12 protein-coding genes are annotated in these 21,006 nt (G+C 68.8%); 7 read left to right on the forward strand and 5 right to left on the reverse strand.

The window, feature by feature from the left end; genetic code table 11:
* Positions 1-65 precede the first annotated feature (65 nt).
* Positions 66-1,112, forward strand: coding sequence for a DUF4412 domain-containing protein (locus IT359_21415; GenBank protein ID MCC6931563.1), 1,047 nt, complete (start codon positions 66-68; stop codon positions 1,110-1,112).
* Between the two features lie 149 nt (positions 1,113-1,261).
* Here the strand turns inward: IT359_21415 and IT359_21420 are convergent, their stop codons facing one another.
* The 3 genes from IT359_21420 to IT359_21430 form a co-directional block, all read right to left on the reverse strand.
* Positions 1,262-1,435 (reverse strand): hypothetical protein, encoded by a 174-nt coding sequence (locus IT359_21420; protein MCC6931564.1) that lies wholly within the window; start codon positions 1,433-1,435, stop codon positions 1,262-1,264.
* 205 nt (positions 1,436-1,640) lie between these two features.
* On the reverse strand, positions 1,641-3,041 hold the full coding sequence (locus tag IT359_21425) for an Ig-like domain-containing protein (protein MCC6931565.1): 1,401 nt from the start codon (positions 3,039-3,041) through the stop codon (positions 1,641-1,643).
* 158 nt (positions 3,042-3,199) lie between these two features.
* Positions 3,200-5,308: a dehydrogenase E1 component subunit alpha/beta gene (locus tag IT359_21430; GenBank protein MCC6931566.1), complete on the reverse strand. Its 2,109-nt coding sequence runs from the start codon at positions 5,306-5,308 to the stop codon at positions 3,200-3,202.
* A 557-nt stretch (positions 5,309-5,865) separates the two neighbouring features.
* On the opposite strand from IT359_21430, the gene IT359_21435 reads away from it, so the two are divergent.
* The 4 genes from IT359_21435 (at position 5,866) to IT359_21450 (ending at position 18,053) form a co-directional block, all read left to right on the forward strand.
* Positions 5,866-6,348: an HIT family protein gene (locus tag IT359_21435; protein MCC6931567.1), complete on the forward strand. Its 483-nt coding sequence runs from the start codon at positions 5,866-5,868 to the stop codon at positions 6,346-6,348.
* Between the two features lie 334 nt (positions 6,349-6,682).
* Positions 6,683-7,051: an HNH endonuclease gene (locus tag IT359_21440; GenBank protein MCC6931568.1), complete on the forward strand. Its 369-nt coding sequence runs from the start codon at positions 6,683-6,685 to the stop codon at positions 7,049-7,051.
* Between the two features lie 548 nt (positions 7,052-7,599).
* Positions 7,600-17,022, forward strand: coding sequence for a DUF11 domain-containing protein (locus IT359_21445; GenBank protein MCC6931569.1), 9,423 nt, complete (start codon positions 7,600-7,602; stop codon positions 17,020-17,022).
* Complete coding sequence (locus tag IT359_21450) at positions 17,019-18,053, forward strand: OmpA family protein (protein MCC6931570.1); 1,035 nt, start codon at positions 17,019-17,021, stop codon at positions 18,051-18,053. The genes IT359_21445 and IT359_21450 overlap by 4 nt, the downstream gene beginning before the upstream one ends.
* A 90-nt stretch (positions 18,054-18,143) precedes the next feature.
* On the opposite strand, the gene IT359_21455 is transcribed toward IT359_21450, so the two are convergent.
* On the reverse strand, positions 18,144-18,632 hold the full coding sequence (locus IT359_21455; GenBank protein ID MCC6931571.1) for a hypothetical protein: 489 nt from the start codon (positions 18,630-18,632) through the stop codon (positions 18,144-18,146).
* A gap of 112 nt (positions 18,633-18,744) precedes the next feature.
* On the opposite strand from IT359_21455, the gene IT359_21460 reads away from it, so the two are divergent.
* Together IT359_21460 and IT359_21465 are read left to right on the forward strand one after the other, a co-directional pair.
* Positions 18,745-19,128, forward strand: coding sequence for a BlaI/MecI/CopY family transcriptional regulator (locus IT359_21460; protein ID MCC6931572.1), 384 nt, complete (start codon positions 18,745-18,747; stop codon positions 19,126-19,128).
* A complete protein-coding gene (locus IT359_21465; protein MCC6931573.1) occupies positions 19,125-20,633 on the forward strand; it encodes a M56 family metallopeptidase in 1,509 nt (502 codons plus the stop codon). Before IT359_21460 ends, IT359_21465 begins: the two co-directional genes overlap by 4 nt.
* Here the strand turns inward: IT359_21465 and IT359_21470 are convergent.
* Positions 20,630-21,004, reverse strand: a complete 375-nt coding sequence (locus IT359_21470) for a hypothetical protein (GenBank protein ID MCC6931574.1) — start codon at positions 21,002-21,004, stop codon at positions 20,630-20,632. The genes IT359_21465 and IT359_21470 overlap by 4 nt on opposite strands.
* Positions 21,005-21,006 lie beyond the last annotated feature (2 nt).

Raw genomic sequence — 21,006 nt, forward strand, 5'->3', positions numbered from 1 at the left:
CCGCGTAGAATCGTCTTGAGCGAGAGTTTCCCGCAGTCGCTACGTTCGCACGCCGGAGAATCCCCATGATGCCTTCGATGCTGTTGGCGATGCCGCTGGTGTCGCTCGCCCTCGTCGCCGCCCCCGCCGGGCGCCTCCTTCCGCCCCGCACGCCGGCCCCCCACGCGACCACGATCGCACCGGTTGCGGCTGACGGCTGGCGCTTCCACTGGAAGGTCACGGTCGAATCGGACAAGAAGGAGCGCTCGGCCGCCCAGCCGTCCATGCAGGTCTCCCTCATCCCGGGCAAGGCCCGCGTCGACTACGAGGGCGAGACCAACGCGCAGCAGCAAGGGATGATGAAGAAGGGAGGCTACATGATCCTCGATGCCGAGAACGGCGCCATGATCATGGTCGACCCCAAGGAGAAGAAGGCGGTCATCATGGATCCGTCGGCCCTCAGCGGCGCGATGAACGCCATCGGCGCCACCGGGCTGGTCAAGATGGACGTGAAGGACGTCAAGGTGTCGGTCGAGAAGCTGGGCAGCGGGGAGAAGATCCTCGGCTATGCCACCACGCGCTATCGCACGACGCGCAGCTACGTCCTCACCGTGTCGGTCATGGGGCGCAAGAACAGCACGACGCACAACTCGACCACCGAGTCGTGGGTCGCGGATCGCTTCATCGACGACCGGGCCTTCGAGGCCTGGGCGAAGAACTTCACCAAGGGCTTTGGCGCCGCCACCGGCGATGCCTTCAAGAAGCTCATGGAGGCGGAGGCGGCGAACCAGATCCAGGGGATCGTCGTCAAGCAGGTCATGCAGTCCACCGATACCGACGACAAGGGGAACGCCACCACGTCGAAGACGACGATGGAGATGACCGAGCTGGCCAAGACCTCCTTGGATGCCTCGCTGTTCGAGGTCCCCAAGGGCTACGAAGTCACCGACATGAAGGCGCAGATGGCGGGGTTCGACGCCGAGATGGAAAAGGCCAAGGCCGAGTGCGAAGCCAAGAATGGCAAGGGGAGCGAGAAGTGCACCGCGGCGGGCGAGGGGAGCGACTCGACGGCGAAGATGAAGCCCAAGGACGCCGCCAAGAAGGCGCTTCGCGGGATCTTCAAGAAGCCGTGAGCAAGAAGACCTGAACATCGCGCGCCACCGGCGTGCCAACGAAAGCGCGGGGCTCCCAATCGGGAGCCCCGCGCCTTTTCCGTGATACCCTGTGCGATCCGGCGCCTCCGGGCGCCTCTCGGCAGCGGGTTCCCCCGCGTGGGTGCGACCTATCCGTTCAGGATCAGGATAGTCGCCACGAGGGCCACGCCGATCACGGTCGCCAGAATCAGGCGTCCGCGCGGCGAGATAGCCCCGTTGGGCCGTGCGACGAGGTGCTCGTTGTGCACTTCCCGCTGCCAGATGGGATGGCGCCGCACTTCGATGTGGGAGATCTGCTGCATGGCCCCTCCACTGTGAGGGCTCCGAGGTCCGTACTTCGCGCGGGCCACCAAGGCCGAAGCGCTTTCCCGATAACTACTTGGAAGGAACGACTCCCCGGCCGACCTGTACACTCGGGGCACCCCGAGGCGAGGAGTCACTCACCTTCATTGCAAAGCGTGAGCCGCGTCACCAACGCCCCCGGGACGGTGGCGACGTTGCTCCCCGCTACTCGAGCACCAGGATGGTGAAGTACGTGTCGGCCGGCGCGCCGTCGCCGCGGTTCCAGCACCGCACCGTTGCGTCGAGCGATGAGCCATTCCCTCCGTTAGCCCAACCCGAAACCTGACAGGTGAACAGGCCGCCGCCGTATGGCGAGACGTGAACGGTCTCCGATGCATTCCCGATCTTGGCCAGCCCCGGGAAGGAGACGACGTAGCTTCCGGTGGCCGCATGGGTGATGCGCACCGGCTGCCCCGACGAGGTGCGCTGGTGTTCGAGGCTCGGCGTGTACGTCCCGCCAAGGGCGGTGGCGGGTTCGTTCGACCAGGCGAAGGCAAAGCGTTTCCCCGCGCGTCCGTTCTCCAGCATGAGGAGTGAGAAGCGCGCGTCGGCCAGGGCGCCGCTCGGCGCGTAGCAGATCACGCTCGCCCACACGTCGCCATTCCAGGACGAGACCTTGCACAGGTCCGACGCACCGCCGTAGGTCGAGACGAAGTAGCTCTGCGGCGTGGGATCGGCCTGCCCGTTGAGCTGCACCAGGTAGCTCCCCGCCGTCGAGCGCGAGATGCCGACAGCGCTGTCGAAGGAGGAGTAGGTGTTGCCGGGTTCGGGCGCGTAGTGCGCGGCCGCGTCGCCCGAGACGGTGAAGCCGAGGTGAGACGGGAGCGAGTGCGACCCGACCACGAGCACGGAGAAACGCACGTCGGCGTCGGCGCCGCCAAAGGTGTAGCACGACACCGAGACATCGAGGTCGCGTCCGTTGGCGTTGTTGCCCCAGCCGTTCAGGTTGCAGCGTTCGCCGGCGGAGCCGTTGGGGGTCACCAGCACCGTCTCGCGGAAGGTGCTGTCGACCTTGGCCATCCGTTCGAACGAGACCACGTAATGCCCGGTGGCGAGGTGTGCCACGCGAATGCCGCCGCCCGTCTCGTTGTGCTGGTACGCCGATGTGGGGGCGTAGCTGTTGCTCGTTGATGCGTCGTGCACCCAGGCGTAGGCAAAGCGGCGCGACTCGGCGGTGAGGCGTACCGGCAGCTTGGCCGAGGCGCGGGCGATGCCGGCGGTGGCGGTCACCGTCACCGTGCCATGTCCCTGGCCGACGAGCCGCCCGCCAGGCGCAAAGGTGGCCAGCGCCTCGTTGCCGCTGGTCCAGGTGATGGTCGCCCCGTCCACGGAGCGGCCGGCGCCGTCCCGGGCATCCACCGCCAGCTGCACCGTATCGCCGGCGTAGACGGTCATCGTCACCGGCTGGATGGCCAGCGTCGCAACGCGGTCATTGATGTCGTCCGGCGAGAGGGCGTTGCCCCCCTCGGCGGCGCACCCGGCCAACGCGACAAGTGCGCAGGTGCCCATCACCCGCGACGCCTTTTCCCGCAGCGCACTTCCGACTACCGACACAGACTTGGACATGAGTTCCCCCAGCGGACACGATGACTGCTTCCTGCCCGGGAGTGTCGGCAACTCCGGTACGGGAACTAAACGTCACGCCGCTGCTCGTGACCGTCACGCGCAAAGCGGGCCGGCTTCCCCGAGGGAACCGGCCCGCCGCGCCTGCTGTGCGCCGTGCTTCAGTAGTTCATGACGTCGCGATAGGCGCGCGAGAAGTCGTCGATCTGCGGGAGGATGGCGTCCTCGAGCTGCGGGGCGTATCCCACGAAGGTGTCGGTGCTGGCCACGCGCTTCACCGGCGCGTCGAGCCAGGCAAAGCATTCGTCGGCAATGCGCGCGGCGATCTCGGCGCCGTAGCCCCACGAGAGCGAGTCCTCGTGGGAGACGATCACGCGGTTGGTCTTCTTCACCGAGGCGTAGACCGTCTCCTCGTCCCACGGCGACAGCGTGCGCAGGTCGATCACCTCGACCGAGATCCCTTCCTCGGCGATCTGGTTGGCGGCGGCCAGGGCGCGTTGCAGCGTGGCACCATACGTGACCAGCGTCACGTCCGAGCCGGGGCGCACGATCTTCGCCTTGCCGAACGGGATCATGAAGTTCGGCCCGGGATACGCTGCCTTGTTGTAGGTCTGGCGGTAGAGGTGCTTGTGCTCGAGGAAGATGACCGGGTCGTCGCAGCGAATGGCGGTGCGCAGCAGCCCGTTGGCGTCGAGCGCGGTGGCGGGACACACCACGCGCAGCCCGGGGTTGTGCGTGAAGAGCGACGCCCCCGTTTGCGAATGATAGATCGCGCCACGGATGTAGCCGCCGTAGGTGGTGCGGATGACCACCGGCGCAGTGAAGGCGTTGTTGGACCGCCAGCGCATTGTCGCGAGTTCGTCGCGAATCTGCATGAAGGCAGGCCAGATGTAGTCGAAGAACTGGATCTCCACCACCGGCTTGAAGCCGCGCGCCGCCAGACCAATGGCCCGGCCCACGATGTTGGCCTCGGCGAGCGGGGAGTTGTAGACGCGCGTCGAGCCAAACTCCTGCTGCAGCCCGTGCGTGACCTTGAAGACGCCCCCCTTCCCCTTGACCTTCCCCATGTAGGCTTCGCGTGAGACATCCGCCACGTCCTCGCCAAAGACGACGATGCGCGGATCGCGCCGCATCTCGTCCTTCATGCAGGCGTTGAGGAGGTCGACCATCGTCGTCGCGTTCCCAGAGAACTGCGGATCGTCCTCCGTATCGAACGACTCGCTCGTGGGATCGACGTCGGGCGAGTACACGGCGTAGTGGACCGTGCTCGCGTCGGGTTGTGGCTGGCCCAGTGCGTCGTCGGTGGCGGCGAGGACCTGCGCGTCGACATCGTCGCGGATGGCCTGGATCTCTTCTTCCGTGGCGAAGCCGTTGTCGACCAGCCAGCGCGGGAAGTGCGTGACGGGGTCGCGCGCCGCGTCGGCGGCCCGCTCCTCGGGGGGACGATACAGCACCTCGTCGTCCGACAGCGAGTGCGAGTACGGGCGAATGACGTGCGCGTGCACGAAGGCCGGCCCCTTGCGATCGCGGACGTGCTGCACCGCGCGCTGCATCACCTCGTAGCTGGCGAAGAAGTCACAGCCATCGACCTCCTGCACGTAGAGGTCGGGGAAGGAGCGCACCAGCTTCGAGATCGAGCCGCCGGCGGTGTTCACCTCGACCGGGACCGAGATCGCGTACTGGTTGTCCTGAATGCAATAGATGATGGGGAGCTTGAGGTTGGTCGCCGTGTTGAGGCTCTCCCAGAACTCGCCCTCGCTCGTGGTCCCGTCGCCCGAGGAGACATACACGATCTCGTCGCCGTGCACCCCGTCGGTGAGGCCGAGGTCGGTGAGGCGCCTGATCCCCTCGGCACAACCTACGGCTTGCAGGAACTGCGTCCCCGTGGGCGACGAGTTGCTCACGACGTTGAGCGCCTTGTGCCCGAAGTGCGAGGGCATCTGCCGTCCGCCCGAGTTGGGGTCGATGGCTGCCCCCACCGCTTCGTACAGCATCTCCGCGGGTGTCATCCCCAGGCTGAGCACCAGGGCGCGATCGCGATAGTACGTGTAGAACCAGTCGTACGCGGGACGCAACAGGAACCCCGCGGCGGCAAGCACCGCTTCGTGCCCGGCGCCGGAGATCTGGAAGAAGATCTTGTTCTGTCGCTTGAGCTGGATCTCCTTGTCGTCGATCCGGCGCGACAGGAGCATGACCCGGAAGGCCTGCTGAAGCTGTTCGCGCGAAAGGCCAGAGGCGTGCGTCCGCTCCGTTCTGGTCGAAGTAGCCATGGGACTCGCGTGAGATGGAGGGTGCGGCAATCGCCGTAATCTACGTCGGCTGCGCGGACAACGAAGACTGGGTGTGTCCACCGTTGGCGCCCGCACGGCGGCGGCCAGAATCGCCGGTGCGGCGATGCGCACTCGTCCGAAGTTTCGTCGCGTTCATCACTGCCGCGAGGGCCCCACGAGGCGGTTCTGCAAGCTCTTTTCCTTCAGCGTCTTGGCCGCGCTCACCGTGACGGCGCCGGCGTCGGGTCAGAGCCTCGAGGGCAGGGGATCGAGGCGTGTCGCCGGAGCGCGAAGGGACTTGGCGCCACCGAGCCGGCCGACACGAGCGACACGCCCGAGGGACGTCAACACAACTGTCGTGTCGAGCTGGTGATATGGTAGGCGCCGGCGGAGTGCAGCGGAGAGCGACGTCGCGCGGGCGCGCCAAGTGGGGCGCGCTCGCCTCGTTCCAGGGGTGCTTGCCCATCCAACCGGGTGGGGAAACGCGCTGAATTGCCCGTTTAGTTGATGGCACTTCTCCTGCTCAATACGCGCGCGTCACCTCAGGAGCGCCTGCCATGTCTCTCCCAACCAAGTCCTGCATCTTCTGCGACCTGATCAATGGGGCGGGAGAAGTCTCGATGTGCTACGAGGACTCCCGGGCGATCGCCTTCATGGATGTCCAGCCCGTGAACCTCGGCCATGTGCTCGTCGTGCCGCGCGAGCATTACGAGTCGCTGAGTGACATCCCGCCCGAATTGGCGATGCACCTGTTCGACGTTGCGCTTCGCTTGTCGCCCGTGGTGCGGCGGCTGCACGGGAGCGACGACCTCAACCTCGTGGTGAACTCCGGAGGCGCCGCGGGACAGAACGTCTTTCACTACCACGTGCACCTGATTCCACGCACGGTGGGCGATGGCTTCGACATTCCGCTGCCGTTTGCCGGCTCGACGATGCCCGACCGCACGCTTCTCGACGCGATGGCGGCACGGATCATCGCCGAGCTGCGCGACCCGGTGCGCCAGCAGATTGCCCGGCGGCTTTCGTCGATTCGGGTGTGACGAGTGGACGGGGCGGCCGCGACTGGTGCGTGACCGATGCGTGACGACTGCGCGAGCGCTCGGCGTCCGCTGCTCCCACTTGCGCAATGAATCGTTATGCACCAATAGTATCGTGACGCGGGTCGCCCGACCCGCTGCATAACGGGAGGGGAATGCCGCGAGTTCGCGACCACGCTCTCTGCGAACCCACTGTGCCGCGACGCTGTTCGCGGCGCCACGCATCGCCTCCCCCACACACGCGACACCCCGCCCCGGACATTCCCGGGCGGGGTGTCGTCTTTTCCGGCGAGGTGCAATGTCTCGACGTGGAATGCTCCGGGTGGTTCATCCTCGAGTGCCGCGCGGCCGTCGCCCCGACGACGCGCGTGCGCGCCAGCTTCACTTCCGCGATGCCAAGCGCGCGCTCAAGCACGCGGCGATGCGCGATTGCGGTCGGCGGTGCGTGTACTGCGCCGACCGGCTCGCCCTCGAGGCGGCCACGCTGGACCACGTCTATCCTCTCGCCCGCGGCGGCAACCATGCGCCTGGCAACGTCGTCACGGCTTGCGCGCGTTGCAACCGGCTCAAGGGAGACATGCTGCCGCACGAGTTCTTCGCCCGGCATCCCTGGGCGGGGGCCAACTTTGTGCGGTACGCGCGAGCGGTGCACCGGGCGCTCAAGCGCGGTGCGCGACGGGCGGTGAGCCTGGCGTACGCGGCATGATGCACCCTGAAGCGCCAGCCGGCTAAGGCGACGATCGTTGCACCTGCGCAACGTCGTGCGAATGGCACGGCGCGCGCGCCACACAGTGATGTCGCAGTCGCGCCCACCTTCGGGGGCCTCTCGCGCGAGGGCGCGAGGTCGGCAGGGCAGTGCCGGGTGCCTGGTCCAGCGTCGGGTCTCGATTCTGGACGCGATGATATGGCGATATCACCCAGTTCGTGTCGGAAGAAGTCCTGACCTGAGGGCCCTGGAACTGTGACGCAGGTCGCAAGTGATGCTCGTCTGCCGCTTTCGGCGCCGAGCATCGTCTCGCGAGCGTCTTTCCGCGCGCGCCCGGTTCAGATGGCACGGGACTTCCTCTCCGGCGACGCAGTTGTGGTGTCTCTCCGAGCAATCCTTGTATGCGCCTGAACGCAAATTCCCTCGCCTTCGGGCGGGTTTTCATGCTGTCGTCCGCTGTGGCTCTCGCGGCGACGAGCCCAATCCTCCCGGCGAAGGCGCAAGGCGCTGATGGTGGCTGGGGAGCGCTGCCGTCGTCGCGTGGCGCGATGCGCGCGTCAACCGGCTACGCGATCGGACGCCCGGCGAACGCTGTGGTTTCGCGAACCCTCGCCGCCGGCGCCGCGAGCGGCGCCAAGAGCGACGCCACGACCAGCGCCGCGCGGGCCGGGAGCGCCTTCTTCGCGGGGATCGCCGGCAACGTCATCAAGACGGTGAGCGATCTCAATGGCGGGAACGTCCTTGCCGGCGACGTCCTGGAGTACACGATCACGGTGGCCAATACTGGCCCTGACAGTCTGCGTGGCGTGGTTTTTCGTGATTTCATGCCGACCGGGACGACCTACGTCGCGGGCTCGATGGTGGTGCTGTCGGGCGCAAATGCGGGGGCCAAGACCGACGCTAGCGGTGACGATCAGGGGATCTGGGACTCAGGGCTGAAGCGGGTGAGGATCATGCTCGCCACCGGTGCCACATCGGCGGCGGGGGGGACGATGCAGGTGGGTGACGCGACGTCGGTGCGTTTCCGGACGCGCATCAATGCGGGGACCGCGCCCGGGACGGTCATCTCCAACGAGGCGTCGGTGGTCTATCTCGACCCGATCACCTCAGTCGTGCGGGAGGTGCACTCGCGCCCGCCGGGCGGAGACCCGTTGGGTGAGCCGACCACGATAACCGTTGGCACTCCGGATCTCTCCATCGCCAAGACGCACGCCGGGACCTTCTATCGTGGGCAGCCGGCGCAATACACGCTTACAGTCAGTAACGTCGGGACGGCGCCGACGACGGCGGCCATCTCGTTCAGCGACGTCCTCCCGGCCGGCCTCACGCCCACCGCCGCCGCCGGCGCCGGCTGGAGCTGCACGGTAGTCGCGCAGACCGTCAGCTGCACGCACCCCGGACCCGTGGCGAACGGAGCCTCACTCCCGGCGGTCACGCTTTCCGTGAACGTCGCGGCCAATGCCGCCGCCAACCTGACCAACACCGCTACCACATCCGGCGGCGGTGAGACCAACACCGGCAACAACAGCGCGTCCGACCCGACCGCCATCGCCGATCCGCCGATCGACCTGGCGATCGCGAAGTCGTCGTCGCCCGCGACGTTCTCCGTCGGGAGCAATGCGACGTATACGCTCAACGTCAGCAACGTCTCGAGCTATGCCACGACGGGGGTCATCACCGTCACCGACGTGCTCCCCGCCGGCCTCACATACGTCTCGGCCAACGGCACGGGGTGGTCGTGCGCCTTCGCGGCCGGGACGCTGACGTGTACCGCGCCCGGGCCGCTCGCGGGAGGTTCGTCGCTCAACGCCATCACGCTGACCGTTGCGGTTGGCGCGGGCGCTGCGCCGTCGGTCGCCAACACGGCAACTGTCGGCACGACGGTGCCCGACGCCGATCCCGCCAACAACACGTCGACGGCGACCAATCCTGTCGCCGTTCCCACGCCCGACCTCTCGATTGCCAAGAGCCACAGCGGGAGTTTCGCTGTCGGGAGCACGGGGAGCTTCACGCTCACCATCACCAACGCGGGGAACCTCGCCACGGCCGCGACCACGACCGTGACCGACGTGCTCCCCGCCGGCCTCACCTTCGCCTCGGCCTCGTCAGGCACGTTCACGTGCGCGCATGCGGCGGGGACGGTCAGCTGCACGCGCACGACGCCGATCGCGATCGCCGAGGTCGCGACCATCACGCTCGTCGTCAACGTGACGGCGGCGGCGCTCCCGGGCGTCACCAATACGGCAACGGTTGCGGTCCCGGGTGACGGGAACAACGCCAACAACAGCGCGTCGGACCCGGTCAGCGTCGTCGCTCCTGATCTGGCGATTGCCAAGAGCGCGACATCGGCGCTGACGGTGGGCGCGAATGCGACGTACTCGCTCACGGTCTCGAACGTCTCGTCCACGGCGACGACGGGGACCATCACGGTGAGCGACGTCCTGCCCGCGGGGCTCACCTTCGTCTCCGCTGCGGGGACGGGGTGGAGCTGCGCCAACGCGGCCGGCACCGTCAGCTGCACCACTCCGGGGCCGCTGGCGGGTGCTGCCTCGCTCCCGTCGATCACGCTCACCGTTGCGGTGGCGGCGGCGGCGCTGCCGAGTGTCAGCAACACCGCGAGCGTCTCGACGCCGGGCGATGTGAACAGCGCCAACAACAGCGCAACGGTGAACACGGCGGTATCGCCGGCACCGGTTGTCGACCTGGCCATCACCAAGAGCCACGTCGGCACGCCGTCGGTTGGGGGGAGCCAGCTCTTCACCATCCAGGTGACCAACGTCGGCACCGCCTCGACGACCGGGGCGATCAGCGTGACCGACAACCTCCCGGCCGGGCTGACCTTTGTCTCGGGGAATGCCGCAGGCTGGGGCTGCAGTGCGATCGGCCAGGCCGTCAGCTGCACCAGCGGCGGGACCATGGCGCCCGGCGCGTCGGTGTCGATTGCCCTCACGGTGGGTGTGGGGGCGGCGGCGGCGCCCGCGGTGACCAACACCGCGCACGTGGCCACCGCCGGCGATGCGAATGCGACCAACGACACGGCGAGCGATCCGCTGACCGTGGTCGCGCCCGACCTCACGATTGCCAAGGCGGCCGGTGGGGCGTTCGTGGTCGGGAGCAATGCGAGCTACACCCTCGACGTGTCCAACGTGGGGACGGGAAGCACGACCGGGGCGATCACCGTCACGGACGTCATCCCCGCCGGGCTCACCTACGTCTCCGCCAGCGGGACGGGATGGAGCTGTTCCTTCGCTGCGGGCACCGTCAGCTGCACCACGCCGGGGCCGGTGGCCGCGGCGGCCTCGCTCCCGACCATCACCCTCACCGTCACGGTGGGCGCCGGCGCGCAGCCCAGCGTCGTGAACTCGGCGAGCGTTGCCACGCCCAATGACATCGACGCCGGCAACAACAACGCGAGCGTGACCACGCCGGTCGGCGTCGCGCCCGTGATCGACCTTGCCATCACCAAGTCGCACGTCGGGAACTTCGTCCTTGGCGGCACCGGCAGCTACACCCTGCTGGTGCGCAATGTCGGGACGATTGCCACCACCGGTGCGATCACCGTCAGCGACAACCTCCCGGCCGGGCTGTCGTTCATCTCGGGGAGCGGGAGCGGCTGGAGCTGTTCCGCCGCCGGCCAGGCCGTCAGCTGCACCAACGGCGGCCCCATCGCCGCCGGGGCATCGAGCACCATTGCCCTGTCGGTAGCCATCGCGCCGTCGGCGCCGTCGTCCGTCACCAACACGGCGACCGTGGGCACGCCGGGCGATGCGAATGCCGGCAACAACACGTCGTCCGATCCGACCACGATCGCCAGCGGCGTCGACCTCGCGATCTCCAAGACCAGTACGTCGCCGATGACGGTGGGGCAGAACGCCCGCTACCTCCTCGACGTGACGAACCTCGGCCCTGGCAGCACGACCGGGACTATCACCGTCACCGACATCCTCCCCGCGGGGTTGACCTACGTCTCCGCAGCGGGCACCGGCTTCACGTGCGCGGCTGCCGGGCAGACCGTCACGTGCACCGCACCTGGCCCGATGACGGTCGGACAGAGCGTGGGGATCACGCTCACCGTGGCGGTGGAGGGCGCGGCGCTGCCGACCGTGACCAACACGGCGCGTGTTGCCACGCCGGGCGACATCAACCCGGACAACAACACCAGCAGCGTCTCCACGAGCGTGGCATCGGGGATCGACCTGGCCATCGGCAAGGTGGCCGGGACGCTCATCACCGGGACCAACGGCACCTTCACGCTCGACGTGCGGAACGTGGGGACCGGGGCCACGACGGGGACCATCACCGTCAGCGACAACTTGGCCAGTGGCCTCACCTTCGTGAGCGGGACCGGCAGCGGCTTCTCGTGCAGCGCCGCGGGGCAGCTCGTGACGTGCACGCGCGCCACCTCGCTCGCCCCCGGGCAGTCGGTGAGTCTCGTGCTCACCGTTGCCGTCAGCGCCAGCGCCGGCACCGCGATCGCCAACACGGCAACGGTGTCCACGCCCGGCGACTCCAACCTTCCGAACAACACTGCCACGGTGGGACCGGTGACAGTGGGGACGCCGGCGCCGGATCTCGCGATCGCCAAGGACGTGAGCGGGACGATCGTGGCCGGTAGCAATGCGACGTTTGTCATCACCGTCAACAATCTGGGGCAGGGGAGCACGACGGGCCCCATCACCGTCACGGACAACCTCTCGCCGGGGCTCACCTACGGTTCGGCCGCGGGGGCGGGGTGGAGCTGCCAGGCAGCGGGGCAGCTGGTGACGTGCACCAACCCGGGCCCGCTGGCGCCGGGCGCCACCAGCACGTTGCAGCTGACCGTGCACGTCGCGCCGGGGCTCACCTCGCTGGCCAACAGCGCGTCGGTGACCACCACCGGCGACGCCAACAGCGGGAACAACACCGCCGGCACCGGGAGCGTCGACGTTGCCCCGGCGCCGGATCTCGCCATCGCCAAGGTGGCGGTAGGGACGTTCAGCATCGGGCAACCCGCCAGCTACAACCTTACGGTCTCCAACGTCGGTGCCGGTGCCACGATCGGGACGATCACGATCACCGACAACCTGCCGCCCTCGCTGCAGTTCGTCTCGGCCACCGGGCCTGGGTGGAGCTGCAGTGCGGCGGGGCAGCTGGTGACCTGCACCAACCCCGGGCCGATTTCCGCCGGGGCCAGCAGCACCGTCACCCTCACCGTGAGGCCGACGGCGGCCGCCGCGCCCTCCGTAACCAATACGGCGAGCGTCGCGACGCCCGGCGACACCAACGATGCGAATGACACCGGCTCCGCCACCACGCCGGTGGGCGGGACGGTCGACCTCGCGCTGGACAAGACCGGTCCTGACAGCGTGACCGTTGGCGCGTCGGCGTCGTACACGCTCGCCGTGCGCAACGTGGGATCGCTCCCCACGACGGGGGTGATCACCCTCGTCGACACGCTGCCGCCGGGGCTCACCGCCCAGTCGGCGTCGGGGGGCGGCTTCAGCTGCACGATCAACGGCTTGGTGGTCACCTGCACGCGCTCCAACCCGCCATTGCAGCCGAGCGAGGGGGCAACGGTCACCATCACCGCCCTGGTCACGGCTGCGGCGAGTTCGCCACTCCTCAACCGCGCCTGCGTCGCCAACGCGCCTGACGCGAACAGCGCCAACAACTGCGATGCCGTCTCGTCCGGCATCGCCGGCGGCTTCGACCTCGTCCTCGTGAAGGATGTCGTCGGAACGCTGGAGATCGGGAAGCAGGGGCGCTTCACGCTCGACGTGCGCAACGTGGGGGCGGCTCCGGCCGCACCGACGATCAGCGTCGTCGACACGCTGCCGCCAGGGCTCACCTTCCTCTCCGCCAGCACCAACGACTGGATGTGCGCCGCGGCCGGGCAGGTCGTCACCTGCCTGCGTTCCACCTCGCTGGCGCCGGGTGCCACGAGCCACATCGACCTCAACGTCAGCGTCTCGGCGCTCGCCGTTCCGTCGGTCACCAACTGCGCCGTCACCGCGGCGCCTGACGAGTCGGGGTCGCGCCTCAACAACCGCAGTTGCGTGACGGTCCCCGTCGCCAGCCCGGCTTCCATCGACCTCGTCAAGCAGGTGTCCAAGTCGGAAGTGCAGGTCGGCGACGCGGTCGACTACACCGTGACCGTGACCAATACCGGCGGGCGTGACATCACCGACCTCGTGGTGAGCGATACGCTGCCAGGGGGCTTCCGCTACGAAGCGAAGTCGGGGCGCCTCGGCAATGCGGCCCTTGCCGATCCCGCCGGCTCGCCAGGCCCGCTGCTCACCTTCACGCTCGGGCGTCTGGCGCGTGGCGCGTCACTCACGCTGTCGTATCGCGTGCGCGTGGGCGCGGGGGCGCGAGCCGGTGTGAACACCAACGTCGCCGTCGCCAGCAGCCCGGGGGGCGGCACCAGGTCGCAGCCCGGTTACGCCTCGACGCGCGTCCTCGCCGGCCTCTTCCAGGAGCGCGGTGCGATCATCGGCAAGGTCTACACGCAGTGCAACTGCTCGTTCGCGCGCCAGGACGCCGGCGAGATCGGCATCCCGGGTGTACGCGTCTACCTGGAGGACGGGTCGTCGGTGGTGACCGACGTGGAAGGGAAGTACTCCTTCTACAACGTCAGCTCGCGACTCCACGTGGTGAAGGTCGATCGCGCCACCCTCCCCGTGGGCGCCGTCCTCACCCCGTTAGGCAATCGCAACGCGGGCGATGGCTGGTCGCGCTTTGCCGACGTGAAGGCCGGCGAGTTGCACAAGGCGGACTTCGCCGAGTCGTCGGGGAACGTCGAGGTGATGGAACGGATCCTCGACCGTCGTCGCGGCGGTGAAGTGAACAACGCGGGCGAACGCGCGGTGCCGTCGTCGTATCCCGCGGCGAGCGTCCTGCCGGTGGCGCAGCCGGCCACCGCGCGCGACACGCTGCGCGGCGAACCACGTGCGGCCTACGACCTCGCCAACGAGCGCGGGTTGCAGGGCACGTCGATGTATGCCGCGTCGCCGCTCCACCCCAAGGGACCGAGCGGTGGCGAGACGCGGGCGTATTCGCCGCTCCTCGGCAATCGCACGCTCACCGATCGCAACTCGCAGCTCCCGGTCACCGCGCTGGCGGCGCGCGAGCGTCGCACCACGACGCCGGCGGCGCCGGGCCGCCTGGAGGTGAACGTCACCCCCGATGCCATCCCGGCCGACGGACAGACGCTGGTACCGGTGTATGTCCGCGTGGTCGATGCCGCAGGAGAGCCGGTGAAGGGGACGATCGCGGCCACGCTCGAGTCGTCGCTTGGACGTTGGATCAATGCCAGCGCCCTCGAGGTGGCCAACCAGGGATTGCAGGTCACGCTGCAGGATGGGCGTGGCGCCTTCTTCCTTACCGCTCCTGGTGAACCGGGGCGCGGAGAGCTGCGTGTCACGACCGACTTCGGCGACGTGACGCTTCCGCTCACCTTTGTCCCCTCGGCGCGCCAGCTGACCATGACCGGGTTGCTCAACGCCCGCGTCGACCTGCGCGCGCTCCTCTCGGGCGACAACGCCCTGGCCGCCGATGCCGACGGCTTCGAGGAAGCGCTCCGCGACTGGAGCGTGGATCGCAACGACGGCAAGGTGCGCGCGGGTGCGCGCGGGGCGCTCTTCCTCAAGGGGCGCGTCGCGGGTGACAAGCTGCTCACCCTGGCCTACGACTCCGAGCGCGATCGCGGACGCACGTACTTCCGCGATATCCGCCCGGATGAGTTCTATCCGACATACGGCGATGGCGGCTTGCGCGAGTTTGACGGGCAGTCGCGCCGTCGATTCTACGCGCGCCTCGACAACGGGACGTCGTATACGCTGTTCGGCGACTTCCAGACCGCGCGCGCCGACGAGCGTCGCATGCTGTCGGCATACGATCGCACCCTCAACGGTGCGGTGCAGCACTTCGACGGCTCGCGCGGACGGGCCACGCTCTTTGCCAGCCAGGGACGCGGGAGCCAGGTGGTCGATGAGATCGCCGGGCGCGGGATCTCCGGGCCGTACGCGCTCACGCGCTCCAACGGCCTGATGAACTCCGAGCGTGTCGAGATCGTCGTGCGCGACCGGAACCAGCCGTCGGTGATTCTCTCGCGCACGCCGCTCACGCGCTTCGCCGACTACACGATCGAGCCGCTCACCGGACGCCTCCTCCTCCGCAACCCGGTGCCAAGTGCCGACGCCAACCTCAACCCGGTCTCCATCCGCGTCACGTATGAGACAGAGTCGGCCGGTGAGAAGTTCTGGGTGTACGGCGGCGATGCCTCGCTCCGCCTGACGAGTCGATTCGAGGTGGGCGGCAATTATGCCCGCGATGAGAACCCGTTGCAGCTCACGTCGATGGCGGGGCTCAACGCCACGGCGAAGCTGGCGAGCGGGACGTACCTGATGGGCGAGTGGGCGCGCACCGACGTTGCCAACGTCGTCGGGACCGCCTCGCGCATGGAGCTGCGACATCAGTCCGACCGCATCGAGGGGAGGGCGTACGCGGCGCACAGCGACGCGGAATTCAACAACGCCTCGTCCACGTTCCATGGCGGGCGCACCGAGTTCGGCGGACGCTTCACGGCGCGCCTCGACAGCACCACGCGCCTGGTGGGCGAGGCGCTGCACACCGAGGACGAGGTGCGCGGTGCCTCGCGCAAGGGGATGCTCCTCGCGCTCGAGCGCCAGCTCAACCGTGCGTGGCGCGCCGAGTTCGGCTATCGCTACGCGAAGGAAGACGGGAGCGTGTCGCCGGGGCAGTCGGCGCTCGTCCCCGTGGACCGTGACGTGAGCGCGCTGCGCGGGCGCCTGACGTGGACGCTGCCGCAGCAGACGCGGAGCGCGCTGTTCGCCGAGTACGAGCAGGACGTGCGCGACGCCTCGCACCGCGGTGCGTTAGGCGGCGAGTACCTCCTGTCCAACCGTGCACGCCTCTATGGGCGCCACGAGTGGCTGACCGGGGTCGAGGGGGCGTACGCCACCAACCTTGGCACCACGCAGCAGTACACCGTGTTCGGCATCGACGCCGACTACCTCAAGAACACGCGCATGTTCAGCGAGTACCGTGCGCGCGATGCGTACAGCGGGCGCGATGCCGAGGCGTCGATCGGATTGCGCAACCGGTGGGCGTTGGGGCCGGGGCTCATCGTCAACACGAGCTTCGAGCGTGTCTCGCCGCTGTTTGCCGGGACGCCGAACAATGCGCTCGGGACGCAGGGCGACGCGCTGGCCGTGACCGGCGGCGTCGAGTGGACCAGGCCGTCGCTGTGGAAGAGCACCGCGCGCCTCGAGTTCCGCAATGCCGACACCGGCGACAACATGCTCGCCTCGTTTGGGTACGCGAGGAAGCTCACGCGTGACTGGACGTTCCTCGGCCGCACGCTGTGGGACGTGGCCGACGCGCAGAACAACCAGACTCGCGGCTGGTCGCAGGTTGGCTTTGCCTGGCGCGAGACCGACCGCAATCGCTGGAACGCGGTGATGCGCTACGAGCACAAGCTCGAGCACAACGGGGCGCTGGCCTCGACGCCGCAGAACGAGACCATGGCGCACATCCTGGCGGGGCTCGTCAACCTGCAGGCCACCGATCGCCTGACGCTCTCCGGTCGGTATGCGGCCAAGTCGGCGCGTGACGTGGTGGGGGTGACGTCGACGCGGAGCACCTCGCAGCTCTTCATGGGGCGCGGCATTCTCGACCTCACGAAGCGTGTCGACGCGGGGGTGATCGGTTCGCTGCTTGCGACCGATGGTCTCTCGTCGCGCCAGTACGGACTCGGTGGGGAGCTGGGCCTCATCGTGATGAAGAACCTTCGCATCGCCGGCGGCTACAACCTGTTCGGCTTCACCGACAAGGACCTCAACACCTTCGGCACCACCCGCAAGGGGGCGTACCTCGAACTCGGCTTCAAGTTCGACGAGTCGCTGTTCGGGCTCGGCGCGACTCCCGCGCCGTGCGAGACTGCCTGCCGTACCGGGGGGAAGGACGAATGAGCATGACCTACCTGCGCCGTGCGCCTCGGGCGTGGCAGGCGCTTGCCGCGCTGAGCGTGGGCGCGACGCTCGCGGCCTGCGCGCACGCGCCTGCCGCGGGCGCACGCCTGCCGTCAGCTGCACCGTTGACGCCGGTGTCGGCACGCATCACCGATGAGGCGATCGCCCGTGATCTTGCCACCATCGCCGCGCACGAGCGTCAGGTGCTGACGCTCGCGTCGGCCGCGCCGGGGTCGCCGTCGCGGTTCCGCCTGGCGCGGCGCGCGCTCCAGTACCTGGCGCTGGCGCGTGCCGCCTACGAGCGCAACGATCGCTCGACCTTTCCCGACGATGCCCTGGCGTGGGCGCGGGCTGACATCGACGTGTTGTCACGCGACGCGGCAGCCACCGAGCCGTCGTCGGCGGTCCCCGTTCCCGTCGCAGCAATCGCGTCGCACGCCTTCCTGGGCGGCGCAGCGTGTCGCGTGGAGCCGGTGTCCGCGTACACCGCTGCACTCGATGGTTTGGAAAAGGCGCTGGTCGTTCCCGAGCGACCGGCACCGGTTCCGGTGGAAGACCGGCCGCTCCCGCCGCGCCCCGCCGCGCGGTGCGAGGGGCCGGAACGCCTCACCGGGGTTCCCGGGATGGTGCACTTCGCGCTCGACCGCTCGATCCTCTCGCCGGCCACGCGCGAGGTGCTCGATCGCGCGGCCGCCGCGCTGGCGCCCTACCCGGGCGTCCGCGTGCGCCTGTCGGGACACACCGACGTGCGAGCCAGCGAGGCGTACAACCAGGCACTCTCCGAGCGGCGCGTCAACGCGGTGCGTGACTACCTGGCGTCGCGCGGCGTCGCGGTCGAGCGCCTGGAGTCGTCGGCGCGGGGCGAGGCGCAGCCGCTGGTTGGTGGATCGCTCGCACGCGACCACGCCCGCAACCGTCGCGTGGAGCTTCGCTACGTGCTCTGCGACGGGAGCGAGGTCCCGCTGGACGAGGAACTCTCCGACCTGCAGCTCGAGGCACGCCGCAAGCGGGTCATCCCCCGCGAGAAGTAGGCAAGCCATCGCGGAGATTGCCGCCTGACGACGAGGCCCCCGCATCCGTACTGGGTGCGGGGGCCTCGTCGTCTCGTCAGCTGCACTCGGCTATTCCTTGCGCACGAACGACACCTGCGCCATGATCGCCGATCGCTCGCCACAGCCATCCTCCACCGGGGCCAGGCGCACCGTCTTGCCATCGTCGGAGATCGTGAGCTTGTACTTCGCCGTGCCTGGACACATGAGCGACCCCTCCAGGTCATTCCACGTCAGGTGCTCGCCCTCGTAGGCCATGCGCGAGCGCGTCATCATCATCCCGCCTTGCTCGATCACCATGATCGAGTCGCCTTCGAAGCGGGCGGTGAACACCGAGACGTCCATGCCGCCGGAGAAGTTCTGGTCGGCGACGACCTGATAAGTCCCGGGAGCGATGCGGCGAGGCGCGGCCGCCTGCGCGGACGCGATGGATCCAACAGCGCTCACGGCGGCGGCGGCGCCAACAACGAGGATCGTGATGGCGAGACGGCGAAGGCGAGGAATCATGAAGACGGTGCCCGTGAAGGGTTGCAGCTCCGGCGCGCGGGAGGCGCGCGACAACTATACATCGCAAGCGGCCGCTCCGCCCCGCCACTGAGCGACAACTAAAGAACTAGTTGACAGTCCGCCCGGCATGCGCCATTTTCTACGAGACTTCTAGTAGGAGACTGACGTGGACGAGATCGTCTTCACGGGACGCGAACTGGACGTGATGGCCGTGCTGTGGGCCCGAGGGCCGAGCACGGTCGCCGAGGTGCGCGACAGCCTTGACGATGACCTCGCGTACACCACCGTCCTCACCGTGCTGCGCACGCTGGAATCGAAGGGGCACGTGACGCACGATCCCGAAGGGAAGGCGCATCGCTACTCCGCGCAGGTGGCGCGCGATGCGGCGGGGCGCTCCGCGTTGGGGCGCATCGTCGACAAGATCTTCGGTGGGTCGCGCGAACTCCTGCTGGCGCAACTCGTCGGCGAACGGGAGGTCGACGAGGCCGAACTCAAGCGGCTCCGGCGAGTCCTCAACGAGCGGCTGAAGGACAGCGGGGGGGGCCGATGATCGGCGCATGGATGGCGTATGCGATCCTGGTTGGCGCATGCGCGACGGCTGCGGCACTGGCCCTGGAGCCGCTCGCCGCCGCGCGGGGACTCCCTCGCCGAGCCGCCTGGCTGGCCGCGCTCGCCGCCGCGCTGCTCGTCCCGCTGGCGGTGGCGATTCGCCCCGTTGCTGCTGGCGGTGGCCCCTCGGGCGCGTTGCTGCTCCCCGCAGTTGGAGGCGCCGCCACTGGTGCCCTCCCCGCCGCGGCGACGATCGATTGGGACCGCTGGCTCCTCGTGGCGTGGGCCGTGGCTTCACTCGGCGTCCTCGCCTCCCTGGCGTCGAGCGCGATCGCGCTCTGGCGCTCCACTGCGCGCGCTCGCTCCGCCATGGTCGATGGCGCGCGCGTCGCGCTCACGGCCGAGACGGGCCCCGGTGCACTCGGCTTCGGCGCGACACGCATCGTCATGCCCGAGGCGCTGATGTCGCTCGATCCCACGCGTCGCGCGCTGCTGGTGCGCCACGAACGCGAGCACGTGCTCGCTGGCGACCCGCACCTGCTGCTGGCGTCGCTCGTCGCGGTGGCGCTCCTGCCATGGAATCCCGCGCTCTGGTTCATTGCGCGCCGCCTGCGAGTGGCGCTCGAACTCGACTGCGACGCGCGGGTGCTGGCGTCGGGCGGCGATGTGCGCGCCTATGGCGAGTTGCTCCTGACGGTCGCGGCCGCGCGACGCCCGCCACGGCTGGCGGCGTACCTGGCGTTCGCCGCCGCCCCCTCTCCCCTCGAAAAGAGGATCCGTGCCATGTCCAATGCCCGTCGTTCACTTGCTCCCATGCGCCAACTCTCGTTAGGACTGGTGGCCGTCGCGGCCGTCGTGACCGCGTGCGAGACGCGGCGCCCAGAACCGGTCGCCCCCGTCCCATCGTTCTCGGTTTCCAATGGGAAGGCGACCGCTTCCCCGGCAACCAGCGCCACCGCCAGCGACTCGGCCCGGCGACAACTGGGCACCGAGATCCGCGAGCGCGTTCCCGCGCCCACGCTCAACGGCAACGCCAACGATCCGCTGCTGATCGTCTACGATGCCGACGGAAACACCGTGCTCTCCGGACGGCTGGGGGCGCGCGACGCGAACGGCAAGACGATCCTCGACTCGATTCCGGTTCCCGCCGAGCAGATCGCCTCGGTCGACGTGATCAAGTCGGGGGCGATGCTCCCGCCAGAAGCACGCGGGGGATTGATCAAGGTCGTGCTGAAGCGTGAGGCGGGGCCGTTCAGGCGCACGGCCACAGCGCCGACCACCGACATGCTCGTGATCATCCGCGACAGCGACGGGAAGGAGCTGTACCGCGATCAGCTATCGACGCCGGATGCGAAGGGCGCGCCCGGGATGCTGGACAAGCTTCCGGTGGACCAGGCGTCGATTGCCACGGTCGACGTGATCAAGTCACCGGCCGATCGAGCAGCGGGGCGCGCCGAGGTGCGCATCACGCTCAAGCCCGGGCAGGGGCTCACCGCGAAGCGTTAGGCGCTGGCCGGACCGGGCGTGAACAAGGCGTCGCCCACCACTCGCACCGCGAGCACAAGTCCGGTGGGCGATGCGACGTCGCTCATGATGTCGATATGCGACGTCTCGACCAGCGCACCGTCGCTGGCGTAGAGCGCGAGGGCGAGCGTGTCGCGCGCCTTGCGGTAGCGCTCGCGCTGCTCGTCCGAGGCCCCGTGATCGCCCACGGGGAGGAGGGCGAAGATCGGCTCGACGAGCTCCCAGCCGAGCCCGGGGCGGAAGGTTCCGCGCATCGTGCCGTGCGTGCCGTCGCGCGTGGCGAGGTCGGAGCGGCCGACGATGACGTCGCGGAGCTTGAGGACGAAGGTCACGTGGCGGTTCCCGGTCGGCACGC

This window comes from Gemmatimonadaceae bacterium, assembly GCA_020852815.1.
GTDB lineage: Bacteria > Gemmatimonadota > Gemmatimonadetes > Gemmatimonadales > Gemmatimonadaceae > SCN-70-22.

Excerpts from the sequence above, each read along its gene's own strand:
- IT359_21415 (MCC6931563.1), top strand. The coding sequence starts at position 66 with ATGATGCCTTCGATGCTGTTGGCGATGCCGCTGGTGTCGCTCGCCCTC.
- IT359_21420 (MCC6931564.1), bottom strand. The coding sequence starts at position 1,435 with ATGCAGCAGATCTCCCACATCGAAGTGCGGCGCCATCCCATCTGGCAG.
- IT359_21425 (MCC6931565.1), bottom strand. The coding sequence starts at position 3,041 with ATGTCCAAGTCTGTGTCGGTAGTCGGAAGTGCGCTGCGGGAAAAGGCG.
- IT359_21430 (MCC6931566.1), bottom strand. The coding sequence starts at position 5,308 with ATGGCTACTTCGACCAGAACGGAGCGGACGCACGCCTCTGGCCTTTCG.
- IT359_21435 (MCC6931567.1), top strand. The coding sequence starts at position 5,866 with ATGTCTCTCCCAACCAAGTCCTGCATCTTCTGCGACCTGATCAATGGG.
- IT359_21445 (MCC6931569.1), top strand. The coding sequence starts at position 7,600 with ATGCGCGCGTCAACCGGCTACGCGATCGGACGCCCGGCGAACGCTGTG.
- IT359_21450 (MCC6931570.1), top strand. The coding sequence starts at position 17,019 with ATGAGCATGACCTACCTGCGCCGTGCGCCTCGGGCGTGGCAGGCGCTT.
- IT359_21465 (MCC6931573.1), top strand. The coding sequence starts at position 19,125 with ATGATCGGCGCATGGATGGCGTATGCGATCCTGGTTGGCGCATGCGCG.